General features: G+C 73.6%; 18 protein-coding genes. 5 read left to right on the top strand and 13 right to left on the bottom strand.

The annotated features are described in order from the left end of the window. Position 1 precedes the first annotated feature (1 nt). The 9 genes from ACGFI7_RS35730 to ACGFI7_RS35690 all read right to left on the bottom strand — a co-directional run bounded on the left by ACGFI7_RS35730 (position 2) and on the right by ACGFI7_RS35690 (position 13,081). Positions 2 to 901: a RimK family alpha-L-glutamate ligase gene (locus tag ACGFI7_RS35730; protein WP_393412603.1), complete on the bottom strand. Its 900-nt coding sequence runs from the start codon at positions 899 to 901 to the stop codon at positions 2 to 4. A gap of 89 nt (positions 902 to 990) precedes the next feature. Then, a complete protein-coding gene (locus ACGFI7_RS35725; RefSeq protein WP_393412601.1) occupies positions 991 to 3,840 on the bottom strand; it encodes an AAA family ATPase in 2,850 nt (949 codons plus the stop codon). Next, positions 3,840 to 4,025, bottom strand: a complete 186-nt coding sequence (locus ACGFI7_RS35720) for an aroma-sacti cluster domain-containing protein (protein ID WP_393412599.1) — start codon at positions 4,023 to 4,025, stop codon at positions 3,840 to 3,842. The genes ACGFI7_RS35725 and ACGFI7_RS35720 overlap by 1 nt, the downstream gene beginning before the upstream one ends. A 14-nt stretch (positions 4,026 to 4,039) precedes the next feature. Then, positions 4,040 to 4,666, bottom strand: a complete 627-nt coding sequence (locus ACGFI7_RS35715) for a GAF domain-containing protein (RefSeq protein WP_393412597.1) — start codon at positions 4,664 to 4,666, stop codon at positions 4,040 to 4,042. A 9-nt stretch (positions 4,667 to 4,675) separates the two neighbouring features. Continuing rightward, on the bottom strand, positions 4,676 to 5,506 hold the full coding sequence (locus ACGFI7_RS35710) for a S8 family serine peptidase (RefSeq protein ID WP_393412595.1): 831 nt from the start codon (positions 5,504 to 5,506) through the stop codon (positions 4,676 to 4,678). A gap of 23 nt (positions 5,507 to 5,529) precedes the next feature. Continuing rightward, on the bottom strand, positions 5,530 to 7,056 hold the full coding sequence (locus ACGFI7_RS35705; protein WP_393412862.1) for a BTAD domain-containing putative transcriptional regulator: 1,527 nt from the start codon (positions 7,054 to 7,056) through the stop codon (positions 5,530 to 5,532). 95 nt (positions 7,057 to 7,151) lie between these two features. Further along, on the bottom strand, positions 7,152 to 10,046 hold the full coding sequence (locus ACGFI7_RS35700) for an ATP-binding protein (protein ID WP_393412593.1): 2,895 nt from the start codon (positions 10,044 to 10,046) through the stop codon (positions 7,152 to 7,154). A 30-nt stretch (positions 10,047 to 10,076) separates the two neighbouring features. Further along, positions 10,077 to 10,277, bottom strand: coding sequence for a hypothetical protein (locus ACGFI7_RS35695; RefSeq protein WP_393412591.1), 201 nt, complete (start codon positions 10,275 to 10,277; stop codon positions 10,077 to 10,079). Positions 10,278 to 10,306: 29 nt separating this feature from the next. Beyond that, positions 10,307 to 13,081: a type 2 lanthipeptide synthetase LanM family protein gene (locus tag ACGFI7_RS35690; RefSeq protein ID WP_393412589.1), complete on the bottom strand. Its 2,775-nt coding sequence runs from the start codon at positions 13,079 to 13,081 to the stop codon at positions 10,307 to 10,309. Between the two features lie 169 nt (positions 13,082 to 13,250). On the opposite strand from ACGFI7_RS35690, the gene ACGFI7_RS35685 reads away from it, so the two are divergent. After that, positions 13,251 to 14,228: a DUF418 domain-containing protein gene (locus tag ACGFI7_RS35685; RefSeq protein WP_393412587.1), complete on the top strand. Its 978-nt coding sequence runs from the start codon at positions 13,251 to 13,253 to the stop codon at positions 14,226 to 14,228. A 91-nt stretch (positions 14,229 to 14,319) separates the two neighbouring features. Here ACGFI7_RS35685 and ACGFI7_RS35680 read toward each other — a convergent pair whose 3' ends face one another. From ACGFI7_RS35680 to ACGFI7_RS35670, 3 genes are all read right to left on the bottom strand, one after another. Continuing rightward, entirely contained in the window at positions 14,320 to 14,859 is a 540-nt protein-coding gene (locus ACGFI7_RS35680) for a dihydrofolate reductase family protein (protein ID WP_393412585.1), read from the bottom strand. A gap of 65 nt (positions 14,860 to 14,924) precedes the next feature. Next, complete coding sequence (locus ACGFI7_RS35675; RefSeq protein WP_393412583.1) at positions 14,925 to 16,004, bottom strand: serine hydrolase domain-containing protein; 1,080 nt, start codon at positions 16,002 to 16,004, stop codon at positions 14,925 to 14,927. A gap of 70 nt (positions 16,005 to 16,074) precedes the next feature. Next, positions 16,075 to 17,682 carry an RICIN domain-containing protein gene (locus tag ACGFI7_RS35670; RefSeq protein ID WP_393412581.1) on the bottom strand — a complete coding sequence of 536 codons (1,608 nt, stop codon included), beginning with the start codon at positions 17,680 to 17,682 and terminating at the stop codon, positions 16,075 to 16,077. Positions 17,683 to 17,852: 170 nt separating this feature from the next. Between ACGFI7_RS35670 and ACGFI7_RS35665 the strand changes: the two genes are divergently transcribed. The 4 genes from ACGFI7_RS35665 to ACGFI7_RS35650 are packed head-to-tail and all read left to right on the top strand — an operon-like array spanning position 17,853 to position 21,065. Continuing rightward, the gene (locus ACGFI7_RS35665; protein ID WP_393412579.1) at positions 17,853 to 18,722 is read left to right on the top strand and encodes a fumarylacetoacetate hydrolase family protein; all 870 of its coding nucleotides are present in this window, start codon (positions 17,853 to 17,855) and stop codon (positions 18,720 to 18,722) included. A 27-nt stretch (positions 18,723 to 18,749) separates the two neighbouring features. Beyond that, the gene (locus tag ACGFI7_RS35660; protein ID WP_393412576.1) at positions 18,750 to 19,364 is read left to right on the top strand and encodes a TetR/AcrR family transcriptional regulator; all 615 of its coding nucleotides are present in this window, start codon (positions 18,750 to 18,752) and stop codon (positions 19,362 to 19,364) included. After that, positions 19,357 to 20,358, top strand: a complete 1,002-nt coding sequence (locus ACGFI7_RS35655) for a hypothetical protein (RefSeq protein ID WP_393412574.1) — start codon at positions 19,357 to 19,359, stop codon at positions 20,356 to 20,358. The genes ACGFI7_RS35660 and ACGFI7_RS35655 overlap by 8 nt, the downstream gene beginning before the upstream one ends. Beyond that, positions 20,355 to 21,065 carry a CPBP family intramembrane glutamic endopeptidase gene (locus ACGFI7_RS35650; protein ID WP_393412572.1) on the top strand — a complete coding sequence of 237 codons (711 nt, stop codon included), beginning with the start codon at positions 20,355 to 20,357 and terminating at the stop codon, positions 21,063 to 21,065. The genes ACGFI7_RS35655 and ACGFI7_RS35650 overlap by 4 nt, the downstream gene beginning before the upstream one ends. On the opposite strand, the gene ACGFI7_RS35645 is transcribed toward ACGFI7_RS35650, so the two are convergent. Then, a complete protein-coding gene (locus ACGFI7_RS35645) occupies positions 21,047 to 21,286 on the bottom strand; it encodes a hypothetical protein (RefSeq protein ID WP_393412570.1) in 240 nt (79 codons plus the stop codon). The genes ACGFI7_RS35650 and ACGFI7_RS35645 overlap by 19 nt on opposite strands. Between the last annotated feature and the right edge of the window lie 27 nt (positions 21,287 to 21,313).

Here is a 21,313-nt window from a genome sequence, read left to right as displayed (position 1 = left end):
TTCACAATCCGCTCATAGCGGCCAGGAAGGGCACCGGGCCGGCCAGCATCCTGAGCGCGGCCCGGGTGATCGTCCGGGTGCCCGCCCCGCGCTCGAACCACCGCCAGTCTCCCGTGGCGTTGGCCTCCAGGAAGACAGGCTCGCCTCCGCTCACCAGGAAATCGAATGCGGCGTACCCGAGCCCGAGGACCTCGGCCAGCCGCTGGACGGCGGCCATGACCTCCCCCGGCACCCGGCGGGACGTCACGCGCACGCCCTCCGGGCCGAGCCAGAGCGCCTGGGGCGAATCCTTGACCACCCGGAAGCCGTGGATCCGGCCCAGCAGGTAGTAGACGCGCAACTCCTCCTCATGCGGCACGTACTCCTGGAGCACCAAGGGAGCCTGGCGGGGCAGGCGCAGCGCGTCCTCACGGGGGAGCACCTGGGCGAAGGCGTTGGCGAGCAGGCCGGGGGCGGCCTCGACGGCGTGGCTGTCCAGCGCCTTGGCCACCACCCGGGGCGAGCGCAGCAGCGCGGCGTCGGCCCCCGGCCGGGTGGTGATCACCGTCTCCGGCGTCCTGATCCCGAGCCGCCGGGCGGCGGCCAGCTGGCGCGGCAGGCCGGGACCGAGGCCGAGCACGGGGGCGCCCAGGACGTCGAGCTGGCTCAGCAAGGCACGCCAGGCGTCCTCGCGATAGCGCCGGACCGCCGCCACCGGGTGGGCGGGCGCGGACCGCGGGGAGAGGCGCCTGACCCACACGACGGTCGGGGTCACCCCGTCGAACCGCGGCCCGTCGGCCGTCACCTGGACGGCGGTGCCCAGGCCGGCCCGCAAGGAGGGGATGCCCAGCCGTCGCAGACCTGCCCGCAGCGCGTCGGTCTCCGGGTCGCGCCCCGGGGTCAGGAAGACCGGACACGGCACGGCAGGCGTCCCCGGGTCCCTCGGTACGGGGGACCCCAGGTCGAGCATCCGGGCCGGATCGTCGAGCTGCCACTCCAACGGCCGGGAGGTCAACGCCCCAACCAGGCCCGCACCCGATCGGCCAGGACGGTGGCGCCGCGCGCCTGGTAGAGCCGGACCGCCCGCTCCGCCAGCTCCCGTCCGAGAGCGAGCTCCCGTCCGGAAGCGGGCTCGGGCCCCCGGCCGTGGACGTGGGCGAGCTCGGCCAGGGCGTCGCCGCGCAGGCACGGGTCGTCGGTACGGTCGAGCATGCCCAGCGCGGCCTCGGCGTCCGCGCGGCTGCCCGCGCGGGCGCGCAGGCAGGTGGCGAGGAGCTCGGCCCGGAACTCCAGCCCTCCGGCGGGCAGCTCCGTCAGGGGCATCCCGGCGTGGTACCGCTCGCGAGCGGCGTACACCCGCAGGGCGCGGGCGGGCGCCGCGAGGCCGATCGTCCTGGCGGCCTCGTCGTAGAGCGCGGCCGCGGCGGCGTGGTCGCCTTCCAGCGAGGCGACCAGTGCCCTGGTCTGGATCACCGCGGTCCCGGCCAGGTGCAGGCCGAGATCACGGGCGTGCTCCCCCGCCTGGTCGAGCAGGGCGCGGGCGGCGTCGAACGCGCCGCCGAGTGCGAGCAGCCGGGCCCGGGTGAACAGCACCATGACCAGGAGCGACCGATCGGCGGCGAAACGGCCGGCAAGGTCGGCGCAGAGGGCCAGCCCTTCGTCGAGGTGGGCGGGTGACCACTGGGCGAGCTCGCAGCTGGCGATGAGCAGCCGTTTCTCCTCGTAGGCGTCGCCCAGCGCACGGGCGTGCCCGACGGCCGCGCGCATGGCTTCCTCGGCCGCGCCGATCCGGCCGGAGGCGAGCGAGGTCAGCGCGCTCAGCTGCCGCATGCGGCACCACCCGAGATGGTCGCCCTCGTCCGGCTCCTGGCCGGTGAAGGGGCCCGCGGTGCCGTCCCGCAGGGCGAGCAGCTGCCGCTCGACGGCCGGCCCCCGCGCGTCGGCGAAGGCGGCCGCGCTCCGGTCCAGGAGCGCGGCGGCGTCCTCGCGCCGGCCGAGCAGCACGTACGCGTCACACAGGCGGATCACCAGCAGCCGGTGCGACGGCGTCAGTCGCAGAGCGCGTTCGAGCAGGTTGACCGCGGCGGAGAGGTCCTTGCGCGCCAGCGCCTGGGTGCCCGCCTCGGCCAGCCGCGCGGACGCCCGCCCGGCCAGCGGGAGGTTGCCGGGGTCGTCCGGGCTGACCTCCCTGGCCAGCAGGCAGGCGGCTTCGAGGTGGTAGGCGACGTCGTGGACGTCGTCGAGCCGGTCGGCGACGCGCAGGTGCCAGTCCCGGCGTTCGGCCTTGGGGGTCATCGCGTAGACCACCTCGCGGGTGAGCGCCTGGGCGAAGCGGTAGTCGCGGTCCGCCCGCTCCACCAGGCGGCGGCGGCACGCCTGCCGGAGTGCGTCAGGCACCTCTTCCGGCGGGTCGTGCAGCACGGCCACGGCTGCGGGGCTGAAGCGGCGGCCGAAGACGGAGGCACGGGCCAGCACCCGGCGCTCGCCGGTGGGCAGGCGGTCGATCCTGGCGGTCAGCAGCGCCTGCACCGTGGGCGGGATGGCGTCCTGGTCCCCGGCGGCCAGCATGTCCATCATGAGCTCGGCGAACAGCGGGTTGCCGCCGCTGGTCTCGGCCACCCGCTCCAGCGCGTCGGTCACGGAATGGGCCCGCACCTCCGCGTCGAGGTGGGCGAGGAACAGGTCGAGCTGATCGGCGGACAGCGGGCCCAGCTCGATCGTGGTCGCGGAGGTCCAGCCCGGTCGCGTCTCCAGGAGTTCCGGCCGGGCCACGCAGATCAGCAGCACCGGCAGCCCCGTCAAGCCGGCCGCCAGCCCCTCCAGGAGGTCCAGCAGGGTGGGCTCGGCCCAGTGCAGGTCCTCGCAGACCACGATCAGCGGCCGCGCCTCGGCCAGCTCCGCCAGCCGGCGGCGCACCACCCAGGCGATCTCCTCCACGCCGCTGTCGACGGCCAGACGCCTGTCCAGCTCCGCGCCGGCGGGCAGGCCCCGGAACAGCTCGGCGACCGGCTGGTAGGTGATGCCCTTCCCGTACGACTGGCAGTGGCCCACCAGGACCCGCGCCTCGTCCCTGGGCAACGACGACAGGAACTCGCGTACCAGCCGGGTCTTGCCCAGCCCCGGCACGCCGAGCACGGTGACGACGCGGCACTCACGGTCGCGCAGCACAGCGCGGAAGACCTCCGCGAGCTCGGCGAGCTCGCGGGCCCTGCCGACGAAGGGCACCCGATCACGCTCGACCGTCGCCTTCGCCCCGGTGACCAGCCACGCGGGCACCGGCCTGGACTTGCCCTTCAGCATCAGCGGCGGCACCGGGCGCAGGTCCATGAGATCCCGTACGGCCTGCGCCACGCTCTTGCCGACGAGGATCTGCCCGGCGCCGGCGGCCGACTGCAGCCGGGCGGCCGTGTTGACCGCGTCGCCCACGACCCGCAGGTCACCGGTGGGCAGCGCGGTGGCGATCACCTCGCCGGAGAAGACCCCCGAGTGCACCTCCAGCCCGCCGCCCAGCTCGCGGACCCCCGCGGTGACCTCCAGGGCCGCCCGCACCGCCCGCGCGGCGTCGTCCTCATGCGCCACCGGCATCCCGAAGACCGCCATGACGGCGTCGCCGATGAACTTCTCGATGACACCGCCGTGCGCGCCGATCGCCTCGGTGCAGACCCGGTAGTACCGGTCCATCAGGGCTCGCAGCGGCTCCGGATCCAGCCCTTCCGCCAGTACGGTCGAGCCGACCAGGTCGATGAAGAGCACCGCCACGCTCTTGCGGCTGCGCAGTTCGGGAAGGGCGTTCAGGCCGGCACCGCAGGAGCGGCAGAAGCGGTCCAGCGGGGTGGTCTCGGCACGGCAGTTCGGGCACATCACAACACCTTGAGCTCGTGGCCTTCCACGTCGTCGTCGTCGGCCTCCTCCAGCCTGGCCTTGATCGAGTTCAGGAGTTCCACCTCGGACTCGGACAGGCCGGCGAAGACGGCGCGCTGCGCGTCGGTGAGGAACTCCAGGGGATGGCCCGCCTCCAGCAAGGCGGTCAGGGCGTCGAACGACATGGTCGGTGTCCTCTCTAGGTACGGCCCGAGCTGGTGAGCACGAACTTGCCGAGCGCGTCGAGCAGCTCGTCCACGGCGGCGCTGGGGGCCTCGGCGCGGTGGAGCGCGTGCTCCAGCCGGTGCAGCGAGGTGACCTCCTGCCTGCGCGTGACCAGCACCAGCGCGAGCGTGATCGCCAACTGGTTGGCCAGCTCGGTGAGCAGGTCGATCGCGGCCAGCTCGCCGAAGCGGCCGAGCGCGGGATCGAGCACCTGCATCACGCCGATGACCCGCTCGTCCAGCTCCAGGGGCGCGGCCATCAGCGTGTCGGGCACGTACCCGGTGCTGCGGGCGAAGTCCCGGTCGAAGCGGGGGTCGTCGCGGACGTCGCACACCACGGTCTCCCCCGTCTGGAAGACCCAGCCCGCGAGCCCGCGCCCGGCGGGGATGGCCTGGCCCACCAGGCGGTCCTCGCCCTCACCCGACGAGGCCTCGAAGACGAGCCGGTCGCGCTGCTCGTCATGGAGGAAGACCGAGGCGGCGCCGGCCGAGAAGGTCAGCCGGGCCAGCCGTACCGTCGACCTCATCAGCTCGGTGTGCGCACGGGGCAGCAGCACCCGCCCCAGCGAGGCGGTCAGGGAGTCGGGTGTCTCCAGACCCATGTCGTCTCCTCAGATCCGGTTGTCGGCGATCGCGGCCAGCACGTACTTGAGCTGGCCGGTGGGCAGGCCGGGATGGCGCCCCAGGACGCGGGCGCACATGCCGGTGACGTGCGGGGTGGCGAAGCTGTTGCCGGACAGGCGCGACCTGCCGCCGCCCGGCTGCGGGACCTCCACCGCCACGCCGCGGGCGAAGAACTCGACGGGGGGGTCGGGGTTGACCTCGACGTACTCGCTCTCCGCCATGCTGTGCGAGCCCACCGAGATGACGCTGGTGAAGTTCCACGGATAGCTGCGCACCGGCCGGTTGTGCGCGGACGCGACGATGGTGACCCCGGCGAAGTAGGCCCGGTCGACCAGGTCGTGCAGGGCTTCCTTGTGCTCGGTACGACGGGTGGACAGGCTCAGGTTGACCAGGTGGAAGCCGTCCTCGACGGCCCACTCCAGCGCGCTCAGCAGCGCCTCGCCGCTGCCCCGCAGGCCGCTGCCGAGCACCCGAACGCTGGTGAGCTCGCAGTCCGGGGCCATGGCGCGGATCACGCCCGCGCAGGCGGTGCCGTGACCGGCCTGGTCCCCGGACTCGTCCGGGACGATCCGGTAGCGCCTGCCGTCGTCGTCCGGCCTGTCGGCGACGGTGAGCGCGGTGACCGGCCCGCCCAGACCCGGATGCGCCGTGTCGACGCCGCTGTCGATCAGGCAGACCCTGACGCGGGCACCTCTGGACGAGCCCCACGCCCACTCGCGGGTGATCGCGCACGGCAGCGCGAGCCGCGAGGAGTCCACACCCGCTCCGCGTGACGCGTGGGCGATCCGGAACGTCTGGGTGGTCGGCGTACCCGTCATGCGGGCATCGTCGTCCCGGGGCTTCAGAGTCGCCTCATAGTCCGGTTACAGTGCACCCCGGCCAGGCCGAGCTTGCGCCGCTCCGGCGGCCTGACCGGTGGGGCGGCGTGCGGTACGAGGTCGTCCCGCCCTTCGAGGCCGGCCACGACGTCGGCGATGGCCCGTCCCGCGGCGAGGTCGGCGGCCGCCAGGCGCAGCGCGGCGGGCAGGTGGTCGCAGAGCTCGGCCAGCCGGGCGGCGACCGCGGCCTCGGCGCGCATCCGCTCCTGGCCGAGCAGCCGCGCCAGCAGGTCGTGGGCCTCGCCGGGGTCCAGCGGCCGCAGGCGCAGCGGCCGGGCGCCGTCCAGGGCGATCAGCCCGCTCAGCCGCCGCCGGCTGGTGGCCAGGGTGAGGCTGCCGCCGGCGCCGGGCAGGAGCGGCCTGACCTGCTCGGAGGTGACGGCGTTGTCGAGCACGACCAGCATCCGCCGGTCGGCCAGCAGGGTGCGATAGAGCGCCGCGGCCTCGTCCGTCGTCATGGACGTGTCGTCGGCCCCGAGGGAACGCAGCAGGCGGGGGAGCGCGCCGCGGGATCCGTACGCGTGCAGGTCGATGTAGAGCTGCCCGTCAGGGAAGCGGTCGCGGACCCGGTGCGCCCAGTGCACCGCCAGGGCGGTCTTGCCGATCCCGGGCGGACCGACGATGGCGACGGCCCCCGGTGGCGGGAGCTCCTCCGCCAGCTCGTCCAGCAGGCGCAGCTCGGCGGAGCGGCCGGTGAAGGGGAGGACGGCAGGGGGGAGCTGCGCGGGCGCCGGCCTGTCGGGCGGCCTGTCGGGCGGGGCCGGCTCGTTGCGGAGGATGAGCATCTCCAGGTCACGGAACTCCGGACACGGGTCGATGCCCAGCTCGTCCGCCAGGCGTCGCCGTGCCCTGCGCGCCACCTCCAGAGCCGCATGGGTCTGCCCGCCGCGGTACAGGGCCGTCATGAGCTGGCAGGTCAGCCGCTCGCGGAAGGGATGCGTGCGCGTCAGCGCGGTCAGCTCCTCCAGCAGGGCGCGATGGCGGCCCAGACGCAGCTCGGTGTCGACGCGGTCCTCCACGGCCGAGAGCCTGGCCTCCTCCAGGCCCTCGCCGAGGCGTTCCTGCACCTCGGGCGGGGCCGCCCCGGCCAGCACAGGGCCGCGCCACAGGCTCAGCGCCGCCTCCAGCAGGCCCAGCCCGGCCCGGTCGTCGGAGGCGGCGCGCGCCCGCCGCAGCAGGTCGCGGAAGCGGTGCACGTCGATGTGCAGCGGGTCGGTACGCAGCACGTAGGCCGGCCCCTGGGAGAGCAGTTCCACCTCGGGGACGCCGCCGAAGGCCGAGCGCAGCCGGGAGACCGCCACGCGGATCGCGTGCTCGGCGGTGCGAGGGGGCGACTCCGGCCAGTTGAGCGCGACCAGGCGGGCCACCGGGACCGGGCGGTTCGCCTCCAGCGCCAGGACGGCCAGGGTCAGGCGCTGCTTGCGCGGCCCCAGCCCGATGCGTCGCCCGTCGTGGAACGCCTCCACGGCGCCGAGCAGTCGGAACTCCATCACGCTGGCCACTGTGCCGCCGGGCGGGTGAGGCGACATGGGGGGCCGCTACCCGATATCTCAGCGTCCGGGTGGGGTGAACGCCCCCAGAAACTTCAGAGGGACAGCTCGGCGGCCAGGTCACACAGGGCGGTGCGGTCGGGGCGGCCCGTCTTGAGGAGCAGACTGGCCACGTGCTTCTCGGCGGTCCGCGGCGAGATGAACAGCCGTTTGGCGAGATCCACGTTGCCCCGCCGTTCCGCCAGGAGGACGAAGACCTCGTACTCCCGCACCGTCACCCCGAGGCGCCGCAGGGACTCCGGGATGCGCTCGTGGCCGTTGCGGCGGTGGGTCACGCCGGCCCCGGTCCGGCGCAGCAGGGTGCGGCAGGCGCCGGTGACCGCGGAGACGCCGGCCCGGTGGAAGTACTCCTCCGCCGTACGCAGCCAGGCGGGCGCGTCGCCCCAGCCGTCGGCCAGCGCCGCCTCGGCGACCAGCCGCAGGCCCAGGTTGGCCGCCATCGCGTACGGCCTGGCCGCCTCACGGGCCCGCTCGACGACGGCTCGCGCCTCGGCCCCCCGCCCGGACCGGCCCAGCGCCACCGCCTCGGCCAGCAGCAGGAAGTGCCGGTTCCACAGCAGCGTGGCGGCCGCGCTCCCGCGCTCGTCCTCTCCTCGCGTACGGCCGGCGAGCGCGTCGAGCAGCACGGCCAGTCCGAACCGGCCGGTCAGCGAGTAGACGCCCGGATGCGCCCGCTCCCATGCCCTGGCCCGGTCCAGGTGTCGCACGGCACGTTCCCGATCCTCCTCCAGCAGGGCGCAGACCGCCTGGCACAGGCCGTGCGAGAGGGCCACGTACTCGCCCTCCTCGCCTCCCCACCGCCGGAACTCGGCCAGCGCCCGGTCCATCTCCTTGCGCCTGCCCCGGTGGGCGGCGGCCGTGGCACGGGTGAGCAGCACGTACTGGGTGTAGTCGGCGTGGCCGAGCCGGATGCCGGTCTCGGCGCAGGACGCGGCCAGGGCCTCGGCCTCGGGGTAGTCACCGCGCAGCGCGAGCAGCATCGCCAGCGTCGCCTGGGCGGTGTGCACCGAGGTGACCGCGCCGGCCGCCACGGCTTGGCGTAACGCCTGCTCCAGACGGGAGGTGCCGCCGTCGCGCAGGCTCCCGTTGACGGCCAGCCGCACCAGCGCCCGGATCTTCCACAGCACCAGCCCGTGCTCCTCGGCGATGGCGGCCACCTTGCCCAGGCACGCGTCGGCCTCGGTCAGGCCACGCGGCCGGACCAGGAAGGACAGCAGCTCCCACGCCTGGCAGGCCACCTCGGGCAGGGGCAGGCGCTCGGCCGTCTCCGCCGCCCGCCGCGCCAGCTTCTCCGGCTCCCTGCCGCTGTCGCGCATGAGCAGCTGGGCCTCGACCACGTCCAGGGCGGTGGAGTGCGCCTGGTCGTGGTGGATCGACAACAGCTCCCGCGCCGCCGACACATGGGCCAGGCCCTCCGCGAGCCGCCCGGTCTCCGCGGCGATCCAGGCCAGCCGGAGGCGCAGGGCGATCCGGTCGCCCGCCGGGGTCACCGGGCCGTCCACCTCGGGCAGCTCGTCGGCCAGGGCGAAGGCCCGTTCTGCCTGGCCGCCCTCGGACAGTGCGTACAGCAGCGACGCCAGGACCTTCGCCCGGAGCTTCGGGCAGTCGGTACGCAGCAGCGCATAGGCGTTCTCCAGCAGGCTGATCGCCGAACCCGCAGCCCCGCTCTCCAGCAGCCGCAGCCCTGCGTCGGCCAGCAGGCGGCCCGCCTCGTTCTGCTCGCCGGCCGCCAGATGGAGCGAGGCCACCACCTGGGTCCACTCGCCGGGCAGGCCGGGCTCCAGCCGGGTGACGGCCGCCACCGCCCGGTGGGCGATCATGGCGCGCTCGGTGGGGATCAGGCCGACGATCAACGCTTCGGCGGTGAGCGCGTGGCGGAAGGCGTACCAGTCGGTCGCGGACTCGTCGGGCGTGATCAACTGGGCGGCCACCCCGGCGCGCAGGAAGGCCAGCATGTCCCGGTCGGACAGGCCGGCGATCTCCCGCAGCGGCAGGACGGGGAAGCGCCGCCCGAAGATCGCCGCGGCGCGGAGGATCTCCAGCCCGTCCGGACCGATCTGCTCGGCGCGTACCGCGATGCTCTCGACCAGCGTGTCGGGCACCTGCTTGGCCGGGTCGCTGGTGAGCCGCCACCGGCCGTCCTCCAGCAGCAGGACGCCGGTGCCCGCCATCGCGCTGAGCAGTTCCTCGATGACGAAGGGATTGCCGTCCGAGGTGCGCTCCAGGTGGCGCAGGAGGCCGGGCGGCAGGTCGGCCGGCGTGCTGTCGAGGCAGGCGGCGGCCAGGTCGCCGAGGTGGTCGCCGGTCAGCGGCCCGAGCTCGACCAGGGTGGCGGCCCGCCGGCGGGCGCAGTCGTCGGCGAGCCTGCGGGCCGGGCTGCTGTGCCCGCGGAGATCGGCCAGCAGCAGGACGGGGAAGCCGCGCAGGTTGTCGGCGAGATACTCCACCACGGCCAGGGTCTCGGTGTCGGCGTCGTGCAGGTCCTCCAGGACCAGCACGCAGCCGCTTTCCCTGCCGATCGCGATCAGCAGGCGGAGCACGGCCTCGGACAGCACGATCAGCGATTCGAGGTGCTCCGTCGTCCCCGGCGTGGTGCGCCACTCCGGGAGCAGGGTGGTCAGGGCGGGCAGGTACGGGGCGAGTGCGGGGTCGTCGGGCGGCCCGTGGGTCCTGGCGAAGGAGAACAGGGCCTCCTTCAGCGGCTTGCAGGAGACGCCCCGGCTGGAGCCGCTTCCTCTGCCGCGCAGCACCACCATGCCGTCGTCCATCGCCTGGTAGGTGCAGTCGGCCACCAGTCTGGACTTGCCGATCCCGGCGTCCCCGATGAGGAAGACGGCTCCGCCGCGCCCCTGCCCCGCGGCCCGCACCAGCGGCCCGAGCAGCGCGCTCTCCTGTTCGCGGCCGATGAGCAGGGGCGACCGGAACCGCATGGCGTCGACCTAGGCTTCCACGGCAGCGGGTCACGCTGCCCAGGTGCAACTGGTGATGATCAGCGGGGCGTGCCCGCAGCCCGGCACCCCCACCAGGGCGGGCGGCGGCTCGGCCGGGGCGTCCGCGACCAGACCGGCCAGGATCCACGGGCGGCTGGCCGTGGTGATCGCGGAGGTCCTGATCACGATCGTGTCTGCGGGGTGACCGTCGTCCCACGAGTGGTCGGTCATGGTTCTCCTTGAGGGTGATGGATGGATGACTAGCGGAGGAGCAGCAGGGCCGGGATCCGGCCGGGGTCGGCGAGGCGCAGCAGGCCGTGGCCGATGCCGGCCAGGCCGGCCAGCAGGCCCGGCGTGGCGACCTGGTCGGGTGTGCCGCACCGGGGGCCGAACCTGTCCAGCGAGGCGAGCAGGAAGCCGGCATGACGGTTCATGAGGACCCTGGCTCTCGGGTCGCCCCGGCCGGCCAGGGTGGTCAGGAGCTCGATCCGGCCCAGCTCGCCGTGGCACAGGTCGTGGGTGACCTGCGGGCGGGCGTCGCCGATCCCGGCCAGGACGTCGTGCCCGCCTTCCTGCCCGGCGTCGGCGTAGGCGAGCAGGGCGCCGGGCACGCCCCGGCACCATGACAGGCCACGCGCTCCGGCCCTGCCTTCGGCGAGCAGCCGCAGGCCGAGATCGTCGTGACCGGCGCGGCACAGCGCCCAGCCGACACCGGAGCTCCCGAAGGCGAACCCGGCGGGCAGCCCTTCTTCCGTCGACCGGGCGGCGAGCACCTCGGCGCAGCGGTCGGCCGACGTCCTGGCCCGCGCCAGCCCGGTCGCCCGGTGCACGGTGAGCAGGGCGGCCAGGCATCCGGCCAGTCCGTCGTGCACGTCGAGCGGAGCCCGGCCGGTGAGGCCGGTGTCCACGAGGTCCAGGGTCTGCGACAGGCAGGTCGTGAGCCCGGGGTCGTCCAGCAGGGCCGACAGCCGGGTGAGCGCGTAGGCGATGCCGCCCAGGCCGCTGAACCCGCCGAGCCCCACCGCCACGGCCAGGTCAGGGTGCGCGGCCAGGGTGTGCAGCAGTTGGGGGAGCCCGGCGACCGCCTTCACCGCCACGTCCCGATATTTCGTGACTCCGGTGGCGTGGCTCGCCTGGGCGAGGAACAGGGCGACCCCGGTGTACCCGGTCGCCAGCCCTCCGCCCAGCGGCATGATCTCCCAGCGGCCCCGGCCGACGGGCTCCAGGCCGAGCCAGTTGACCCGCCTGCCGTCGCTGTGCAGGTCGGCGCAGAGCTGTTCGGCGATGTCGCGGGCGGCGGCCAGCAGCAGCTCCGGATGGGGAGGCGCGGGCGCGGGCGGCGACGGGGCGGCGACGGGCGCCGGATGGTGCTCACCCGTGACGCGCGCGGCCAGGGACGCCCTGATGATCCATTCCTGGTCCGCCAGGTCGGCGGGCCCCATCGCGGCGACCTTCCTGGCCACGGCGTCCAGCCCGCTCTCCGCCAGGGAGATCACCGGCCGGCCCTCGTCGCGGCCGAACAACTCCAGCGAGTCGCCCCGGGTGCGGAACAGGGGGATGTCACCGGCCCAGAGCGCCGAGACCTCGTACGGCACCGCGGCCGTCAGCACCGGATCGCCGTCCGACATGGTGGCCAGCAGGTGGAACACCTCGTCCCTGGCCCGCGCCCGGCGCATCACGTCCGGGTGCGTCGACTCGTCGAGCAGCTCGGCGTAGACCCGGCTCTGCCGCACCACCACGCGGACCTGGTCGCGCGCGAAGCGCCGCAGCGTCCCGAGCAGCTCATCACGGCCCGCGGCGATGGCGCGGTAGGCGCTCTGGAAGCCCTGGACCAGGCTCTGCGCGTACGCGTGGGGATCGGCGTCGGCGCCGGCCAGCACGGGCCGGTTGGCCGCGCCGGCGAAGCGGCGGCTCCGGCGCACCAGGCGCATCGTGTCCGTGCCCGCGTCCTCCCAGGCGACGGCGGAGAAGGGCGCGATCTCCTCCTTGTCGCCGCCCAACCCGGAGACGTCCAGCGCGCCCCGGTCACCCACCACGAACTGGGGCAGCAGCGCCGTCCGCCGCACCGAGTCGCGGAGCACCTCCATCGCCGGGTCCGCGACCGGGGGTCCCGCCAGGCCGCCGGGATGCAGCAAGGTCTCCAGATCCACGATGAGCGGCTGGTCGGCGCGGGCGATCAGGTTCTCGTGGTGGATGTCGGTGCCGTTCAGCACGTTGAGGAGGGCCAGCAGCGCGCCCTGCCGGCGGTAGAACCGGCTGACCTGCTCCTGCCGCGTACAGGGTGCCGGTTCGACGAACTCCGCCCAGCCGTACCCCTCCTTGGCGAGCGCCCGTACGGTGCCGAGCCCGAGTCCTGGCACCCGCTCGTTGAGCCAGTCCACCACCGCGTTGAAGTGCAGGTGCGCCTGGACCGGCCGGGGCCGGTAGACCACCTTCGCGCCGTCCGCGAACGCCAGGACGGAGACCGTACGGCCACGCAGGTGCGGGTCACCCACGGCGGCGAACCCCACCAGCTTCCCCGGGGCCGCGCCCAGCAGCTCGCCCAGCTCCGCCCGGTCGGCGGCGAACCTGCTCAGCAGCTCCGCCCCGGCGTCCACCGCGTGCTCGCACGCCTGCCCCAGCACCCTGCCCAGGACCGGATACTCCCGCAGCAGCGCCGGCAGGTTCCGCCGCGTGTCCGCGACGAACCCGCGGAACCGGTCGGCGGGCGAGTCCCCGGACAGGCGTCCGCGCACCCGCGTGACGTTCAGCTCGAACACCAGCACCCGTGCGGCCAGACCGGCCAACGTGCGCGCGACCTGACCGACGAATCCTGCTCGGATCGCAGCCACGTCTAGTTCTTCGCCGTCGCGTCCTCCGGGGATGAGCCGAATCAGGTCGTCCCCCGCCTGCTCCGCGAGCGGCCGGACCACAGCGGTGAGATCCTCGGCGGGGGACTCGCACTCGCGCGTCGTCCGCACCCTGGCCACCCACGACGGGACTTCTCCGGCCTGCTCGGCCGGGGTCAGGGCCGCCCGCCACCACTGCTCGCTCACGCGGCCAGTATCGAGAGGCCGGATCCGCGGGGGCATGGGGAGGAAACCCCCAGATTTCCCCGCCCGGCGCCCGTCACCCGGTGAACCGGCCGAAAGGACGAGCGGGGATGGCGTGAACCCTGCTTTCGGCCGGGGCCGTCCCCGGGGCTGATCATCAGGATGAGGCCCCATGGCACACGAAGTGGTCCCCCTGACGGAAGACGCGCCCGCCCGGCCGCGCATCATCGCGCTCGACGTGCTGCGCGGGTTCACCCTCTGCGAGATCCTGCTCGCCAACATCCAGTTGATCGCCGGCGGTGACAGCGCCGTGGCGGTGCAGCCTTTAGGCGAGTGGGACCCGTGGCTCGGGGTGCCGATCTTCTCGGTGCTGTTCGGCATCGGGTTCTCGCTGCTGCTCGATGCCGCCGGGAGCCGCGGCGGCCGTCCGTGGCTGGTGCTGCTGCGCCGGTTGGGGGCGCTGCTGGTGATCGGGCTCCTGCACCGGCTGCTGTGGCCGGGCGAGATCCTGGCCGTGTACGCCGTCGTCGGCCTGCTGGTCCTGCTGCCCACGAGCCGGCTGCCGCGGTGGGTCGTGGCCGGGCTCGCCGCCGTTCTCATCCCGGGCGCCCTGGCCTTGGGCATGGGCGGGCCGTTGCTGGTCGCCGGGCTGTTCCTGCTCGGGTCGGCGCTGGTCCGGTACGGGGTGGTCGAGCGGATCGAGCGGTCCACGTGGGTGCCGCTCCTGCTGGGCCTGGCCCTGGCGGCGGGGACGGCGGTCGCGCTGTGGGCGCGGACCGGGACGAGCCCGTCCTTCGCGTCCGGCATGGCCGACCTGCTGGTCGCCGGCGTGGTCGGGTGCGCCCTGCTGGTCCTGCTCAGGACGCCGCTGCGGCCGGTGCTGCGGGTGGCCTTCGCGCCGCTGGGCCGGATGGCGCTGACGAACTACCTGACCTCCACGGTGCTCGTCCTGGGCGCCGCGCACGTGCTCGGCCTGCCGATCGCCTCGTCCTACGAGACGGCATTCGGCACCGCGGGCGTCATCCTGGTGGCCCAGTGGGTGTTCTCCGCCCTCTGGCTGCGGCGTTATCGCCAGGGCCCCCTCGAATGGCTCTGGCGCTGGGTCACCTGGGCGCGCCGGCCCCGGCTCACGATCTCCCCTGCTCCATGACCGCCACGCAGCCGGCGAACGCGCGGGCTGATGACGCCGTCGATGACCTCGCCGCTGGGCAGGGTCATCGACGCGTCGAGGTCGACGTACTTCACAGGACGCGCATCCAGAGGTTGGTGGCCTGGGGGACCTGCGTCACGCCGAGGCGTTCGAGCTTGACGTCGGCGCCGCCCGGGTGGTCGAAGAGGCGGACGCCGTCGCCGAGCATGACCGGGGCGACGCAGGTGAGGATCTCGTCGAGCGCGCCCGCGGCGAGGCACTGGCGGGCCACGTCGGCGCCGATGATGTTGACGTACTTGTCGCCCGCCGCCGCCTTCGCCTCGGTGATGGCCGTGGGCAGGTCCGTCACGAAGACGACGCCCGGCACGGGGACGGCCGGCGGGTTGTGGGTGAGGACGAACTGGGGACCGCTCCAGCCTCCGCCGAACGCCTCGCCCTCCTGCTCGGTGCCCTTGTACGGGTCGTCGCCCCGGAAGGAGCGGTTGCCCACGAGGAGGGCGCCGATGCGGGGGAGCAGGTCGTCGACGGTCGGGTTGGGCCCGAGGTGCTCGGTCAGCCAGGACATGTCGCCGCCCGGGCCGGCGATGAAGCCGTCCAACGACATGGTCACCGAGTAGAGCATCTTCGCCATGGGTTCCTCCCGCGATCGGACCTTACCCCGATGCGGACCAGGCGGCGCGGGCGAAGTCATCGGCGCTACGGGCAGAAGACCGTGCCCAGCGCCTCGGCCAGGGCGCTCCGCGGGATCTCCCCGGTGTACGGGTTCGCCGACAGGACCAGGGTGCGGCCCGAGTCGGACCGGAGCGCGTACGTCAGATAGCCGAACGTGCCGCCGCTGTGGCCGTACACCTTGCCGCCGCACGGCAGCGGGAACGCCTGCAGGCCGAGCCCGTAGCCCATGCCGCCGCCGGCGTCCCGGAGCGTGCGCATCTGCTTGAGCGCCTGCTCGCTGACCAGCTTGCCGCCCAGCAGCGCGTCGAAGAACGTGGCCAGGTCCTTCGTGGTCGAGACCACCTCGCCGGCGCCGTACTCCAGCGACGGGTTCATCCGGGTGGCGTCCACCATCGTGCCGCGGTAGGCGGCGTACCCGCGGGCGTGCGGCCGGGGCAGGTCCTTGCGATGGCCGGGGAACAGGGTGTGACGCAGGCCGAGCGGACGCAGGATGCGCCGGCCGATCTCCTCGGCGTACGGCCTGCCGGTGAGCTTCTCGATCAGCAGGGCGGCGACCACGTAGTTGGTGTTGGAGTAGCGCCAGCCACGGCCGGGCTCGAAGTACGGCTTCTTCGACAGCCCGACGGCCAGCAGCTCCTGCGGCGTCTGGTCGTACAGCGACTCGCGCGGGCGGTAGTCCCTGGCCGACCAGCCGGGGATGCCGGCGCCCGCGTAGTCGAAGATGCCGCTGGTGTGGTCGAGGAGCCGGCGGACGGTGACCTGGCTGCCCTCGGGCAGCGCCCCGGGCAGGTGGCGTTCCACGCGGTCGTCGAGCGCGAGCTTGCCCTCGTCGGCGAGCTGCAGCAGCACCGCGGCCACGAACGTCTTGGTCACGCTGCCGGCCCTGAAGTACCCGCGGGGGTCGGCGGGGGCCTTCGCCCGCACGTCCCGCACCCCGGCGGCCAGGACCCGGTCGCGCCCGTCCTCCCGGACCAGCACCAGCGCGGCCGTCACCGCCTTGGCCTCGACCAGCCGGTCGAGCTGCTTCTTCAGCGCGTCGTTCGCCGGGGTGGCGGCGGTGGTGGTCAGGGCGAGCGTGAGCGCCACGGTCTTCGTCAGGATCATGACGCTCACGCTAGGGAGCGCGGCCCGCCCCGGAGGATGAGGCGGGCCGCACGCTTGCCTGCGGAAAACCTCAGCAGCGGTTGATCCGCGAGTTCACCAGGGTGATGGCACGGATGACGATGTTGTTCCCGCACGGGTTCTCGTTGATCGCCGAGTTCGTCAGCGTCAGGTTCTGCAGCGTGATGTCGGAGGTCACGGGGAACTCGCTGCGGGCCGCGATGCGGATGTCGGAGCCGTTCACGGTGCCGCTCTGGGCGGCGATCGTGACGTTGTAGCAGTTCTCGATGAGGATCGAGTTGCTGCCGGTCTGCGCGATGTCCACGCGGTCGATCACCGCGCCGCCGCTCTCCGACACGCAGAAGACGCCCCGGCCGCCGCCGCGCGCCTTGACGGTGCCGACGCGGATGTTGGTCGGGTAGGAGCTGCCGATGCGGCCGTTGCGGTTGGCCATCCGGAAGGCCGCGTACCCGGTGCCGGTGCCCGCGCCCTCCGCGTCGACGGTGCCGATGCTGGCGTTGATCGTGTCGTTGAGCAGCAGGCCGGACTCGCCGGTGTTGCGCGCGGTGACGGTGCCGATGGTGATGCCGTCGACGCCGTACGTCTCCACGCCGTGGCTGCCGCCGCCGGAGGCGTACACGCTGTCGATGCGGACGTTCCTGGTGCGGACGTTCCTGTTGGCGTGGTTGTCGATGCGCACGCCCAGCCCGTTGGCGCCGAGCCGCAGGTCGAGCTGGCCGAAGGTGATGTTGGTGCCGTTGCGCACGAAGACCGCGAAGTACGGGTTGCCCGTCACGGCGAGCCGGGTGACCTCGACGTCGGTGACGTTCTGGGCCCGCACGACGGCGTTGTTGGCGCTGATCGTGCCGGACACGTTGATCGTGCCGCACACTTCGAGCGTGGTGTAGCTGGGCAGGTCGAGCGACTGGTTGGCGTTCATGCCGCCGGAGCCGCGGACGACCACCTTCTGCTTCGACGTGCGGCCGGCGGTGAGGCTGCCGACGGCGCGGCGCATGGCCTCGATCATGCTGCTGCCGGTGTAGAGGGTGGTGCCGCCGTTCCTGGCCGTCCAGGTGCTGCCGCTGAGCACGGCCTCGGCGTTGTAGCCGCCGCTGCCGCAGTCGGCGGACCCGCCGCCGCCCATTTTGACGAGTCGCCATTGCTGGTTGGCGCCGTTGAGGTCGTCCCACTGGGAGATGCGGGCGCCGTCGGCGGTGGACCATTCCCAGGTCTCCAGGGCTTTGCCGCTGTGGCGGTTGATCAGGCGGACGTGGCCGCCGTCGGAGTCGGCGAGGCGGAACTGCTGGTTCCAGCCGTTGGTGTCGGCCCATTGGACGATCTGGGCGCCGCCGTCGGCGTTCCATGCGTAGAGGTCGAGGACTTTGCCGCTGTGGCGGGACTTGAGCCGGTAGTAGCCGTCGCCTGAGCTGACGAACTGCCATTGCTGCTGGTTGCCGTCGTTGCGGGCCCATTGGACGATGGGGGCGCCGTCGTGGGTGGCCAGCTCGTACAGGTCGAGTGCTTTGCCGCTGTGCCGGTTGACCAGGACGTACCAGGCGCCGGTGTCCACGGTGGCGGCGCTCGCGGGCGGCGGCAGCGCGACGAGGACGCCCGCCAGCGCCATGACCAGGGTGGCCAGGACGGTGAGCAGGCACCGCCGGGCTCGGGCAACGGATCTCACTGTCTGCTCCCATCCGAGAGGAAAGCGCTTTCCTAGAGAACAGATCAGCGAGAACCGGCCCCCGCGTCAAGCGCGCCGAACCGGCCGCCGCGTCTGCCTGGCGAAACCGTTGAAACTTTCATCGGATGTCTTAGGCTGGTCACCCCCGGCAATCCGGCAGAAGGGCACACATGCACCTCGTCAGGTCCGCTCACTCGCCCCGCTGGGTGGTTCGCGCCGAGGACGGCGACCGGGCCCTGCCCGCCGGGTTCTCCCTCGGCGACGCGCTCTCGGCCGACCTCGATCACTTCCGCGACACCCTCACCCGCGCCGCCGAACCGGTCGACCCGGTCACCCCCGCCGCCCCCGTCGACCCGGGCACCGAGGTGTGGGCGGCCGGCGTCACCTACCGCCGCTCCCGCGAGGCCCGGGTCGAGGAGAGCACCGAACCCGACATCTACCAGCGGGTCTACGACGCCGAGCGGCCCGAGCTGTTCTTCAAGTCAGTGGGCTGGCGGGTGCGCGGCGACGGCGAGACGATCGGCGTGCGCGAGGACTCCACCTGGGACGTCCCCGAGCCCGAGCTGGCCGTGGTGGTCACCGCGAGCGGCGAGATCGCCGGCTACACGGTCTGCGACGACGTCAGCAGCCGGTCGATCGAGGGCGACAACCCGCTCTACCTGCCGCAGGCCAAGATGTACGCGGGAGCGACCGCGCTCGGCCCCGGCATCCGCCCCGCCTGGGAGGTGCCCGACCCGTACGCCCTGGCCATGTCCGTAACCATCACCCGCGACGGCCGCGTCGCCTGGTCCGACCGGGCGAGCACCGGCCAGCTCCACCGCCGCCTCGACGAGCTGGTGAGCTACCTGTTCAGGGCCGAGCGCCACCCCCGGGGCGTGGTGCTGTCGACCGGCACCTGCATGGTCCCCGGGCCGGACTTCACGCTGCTGCCCGGTGACCGGGTGGAGATCGTCATCGAGGGCGTCGGCACGCTCGCCAACGAGGTGCGGCCCGCGGGGGAGATCGGCTACGGAGATGTGTCCAGTCCGTCCGGTCCATAATCAGGCCGATCGGCCTACTATTGGGCCATGCGGACGAAGAAGCCCAGGAGCGGTTCGTTCACCGAGGCCGCGCGGCGGGCCCAGATCATCGAGGCCGCCATCCGCACCGTCAACGAGATCGGCTACACGCGCGCCTCGCTCGCCGAGATAGCCCGCCGGGCGGGCACGTCCAAGAGCGTGCTCTCGTACCACTTCGACGGCAAGGAAGAGCTGCTCGAACAGGTCGTCGGGCACGTCTTCGAAGCCGCCGGCCGGCGGGTCGCCGACGCCGTCGACGCCGAGCGGACCGCCGCCGCCAAGCTGGCCGCCTACGTCCGCGCCGAGCTCGCGTACCTGAGAGAGCACCGCGAGCCCATGCTGGCCGCAAGCGAGATCCTCATCTCCCACCGCGACGAGCACGGGGTGCCGCTCTACCTGCGAGGCGGTGACGAGGCGATCGCGCTGCTGGAGTCGGTCATCGACCAGGGCCGCCGCGCGGGCGAGTTCGCCGACACCGACGTGCGGGTGGCGGCGATCACCGTGAGCCACGCGGTCGACGGCGCGCTCACTCGCGTCCAGAGCCATCCGGAGACCGATCTGGTGGCGTACGAGAAGGAGCTGGTCCGGTTGGTGCTGCGCGCGCTGGGGGCGCCGGATGCGTGACTTCACCTGGAAGGGCGTCGGCTACGACGCCGGCGTCGACTACGCGGCGGACTTCCTGTCACGGCCCGTCTGGCGCCCCGACGACGTGCGGCGCGACCTGCGCGCCATCCGCGAGGACCTCGGCGCCAACGCCGTGCTCATCATGGCCACCGACCTCGACCGGCTGGCCGAGGCGGGCGCGATGGCCCGCGAGCTCGGGCTGGAGGTGTGGCTGCAGCCCCGCCTCTTCGAGGCGCGGCCCGACGCCGTGGTCGCCAACCTCGCCGAGGCTGCGGGCCGGGCCGAGGACCTGCGGGCGGCGTACGGAGGAGTGTCGCTCAACGTCGGCTGCGAGCTGACGCTGACGGCGTCGGGGCTCATGCCGGGGCCGAACTTCGCCGTCCGCGGCATGCTGCTGCCGTGGCTGGCGCCGATCCTGCCGCTGGCCAACCTGCGCTTACGGCGGCTGCTCGGGGCACTGGCACGGGTCGCGCGCGAGCGGTTCTCGGGCCGGATCAGCTACGGCGCGGGCGACTGGGAGCGCCCCGACTGGTCGATCTTCGACGTGGTGGGGCTGGACCTCTACCGGACGGCGGCCAACGCCTGGCGGTTCGCCGGCGACGTACGGGCGCGCGTGGCGCGGGGCAAGCCGGTGATCGTGTTCGAGTTCGGCTGCTGCGCCTATCCGGGGGCGGCGGAGAACTCCTCGCAGGCGTACGGGGTGCTGCGGTGGCGCGGCGGTGAAGGGCGGGTGCCCGCCCGGCTGAAACGGGACGAGTCGGTGCAGGCGCGCTACCTGGAAGAGCTGTTCGACATCTTCGCGGAGGCGGGTGTGGACGGAGTGTTCGTCTGGGCGTTCAGCGAGCCGGTGCTCACCCGCTCCGACCAGCCGGGCCGCGATCTGGACCTCGCCGGCTACGGCCTCGTCGCCGTCGAGCCTGGCGACGGCCCCGAGCGATGGACCCCCAAGCAGGCCTTCCACACCGTCGCCGCCCGCTACGGAGCAACCTCGTGAAGGGCGATGTGGCGAAGGTCAGTGTCGTGGGGGGCGTGTGGCGGATCGGCGTGGCGCTCGCCGTGCCGACGGCGGCGTTCCTGCTCGGCCGGGACGCCGGGCTGTGGGGGGCCGCCGCGGCGGTGACCTGGGTGACCGTGACCGTCGCCGCGCTGGCCTGGCCGGCGGATCGGCGACGGCTCGCCGACCTGGGGCTGACCGGCCTGCCACTGCTCGTGGCCGGGGCGCTCGCGTGGCTGCTGCCGGCCGCCGCCGCGCTCGCCGTCGCGGCGGCGTGCGGGGTCCCGGCGGTCGCCACGGCGCCGGTCACCACCGCGCTGGTCGCCGCGGTGCTGTTCGGGTTCGCCGAGGAGCTGGTCTTCCGCGGGTACGTGATCACCGTGCTCGCCGATCGGGTACGCGGCTGGGCGGTCATCCTCGGGCAGGCGGCGCTCTACACCGGGTTCGGCCTGGCCCTGGGGAACGGGGAGCCGTGGCTGATGTTCGGGCTGGGCGTCGGACTCGGCTACCTGCGCATGATCACCGGGAGCGTGTGGGCGGGTGCCGGCTTCCACGCGGCCTTCCTCACGATGACGCAGGTGTTCCCCGCCCACCCGTGGGCCGTGGTCGTGCTCGGGGCGGTGCCGTGCGCCGCCGGGATCGTGTTCATGGAGCGGCTGATGCGCTCGCGCCTCCTGGCCAGGACGCGTCAGCCGGCCGGGCGGTGATGCTCGGCGAGCAGGCGGCCGTTGTAGCGGACCTGGGCTCGCTCGTACGGGCAGAGCGGGCGGGTCACGAAGGACTGGGCGAGGGCGTCGGCGTCCTGGCGGCCGATGCCCCAGCCTATGGTGTGCCACCGTGCGGCCTCACCCGTGGTGTCCAGGACCGTGATCTCGAAGAGCTCGGCCGGTGTGCATCTGGTGTGGTCGTGTCCGGATGTCACCTTCATGGCCAGGATCGTGCTCCGCGGGCGCGG

Origin of the sequence: Nonomuraea sp. NPDC048826, assembly GCF_043198225.1 — a bacterium.
In the GTDB taxonomy this organism is placed as follows: domain Bacteria; phylum Actinomycetota; class Actinomycetes; order Streptosporangiales; family Streptosporangiaceae; genus Nonomuraea.
This window is presented reverse-complemented; position numbering and strand designations above follow the sequence as displayed.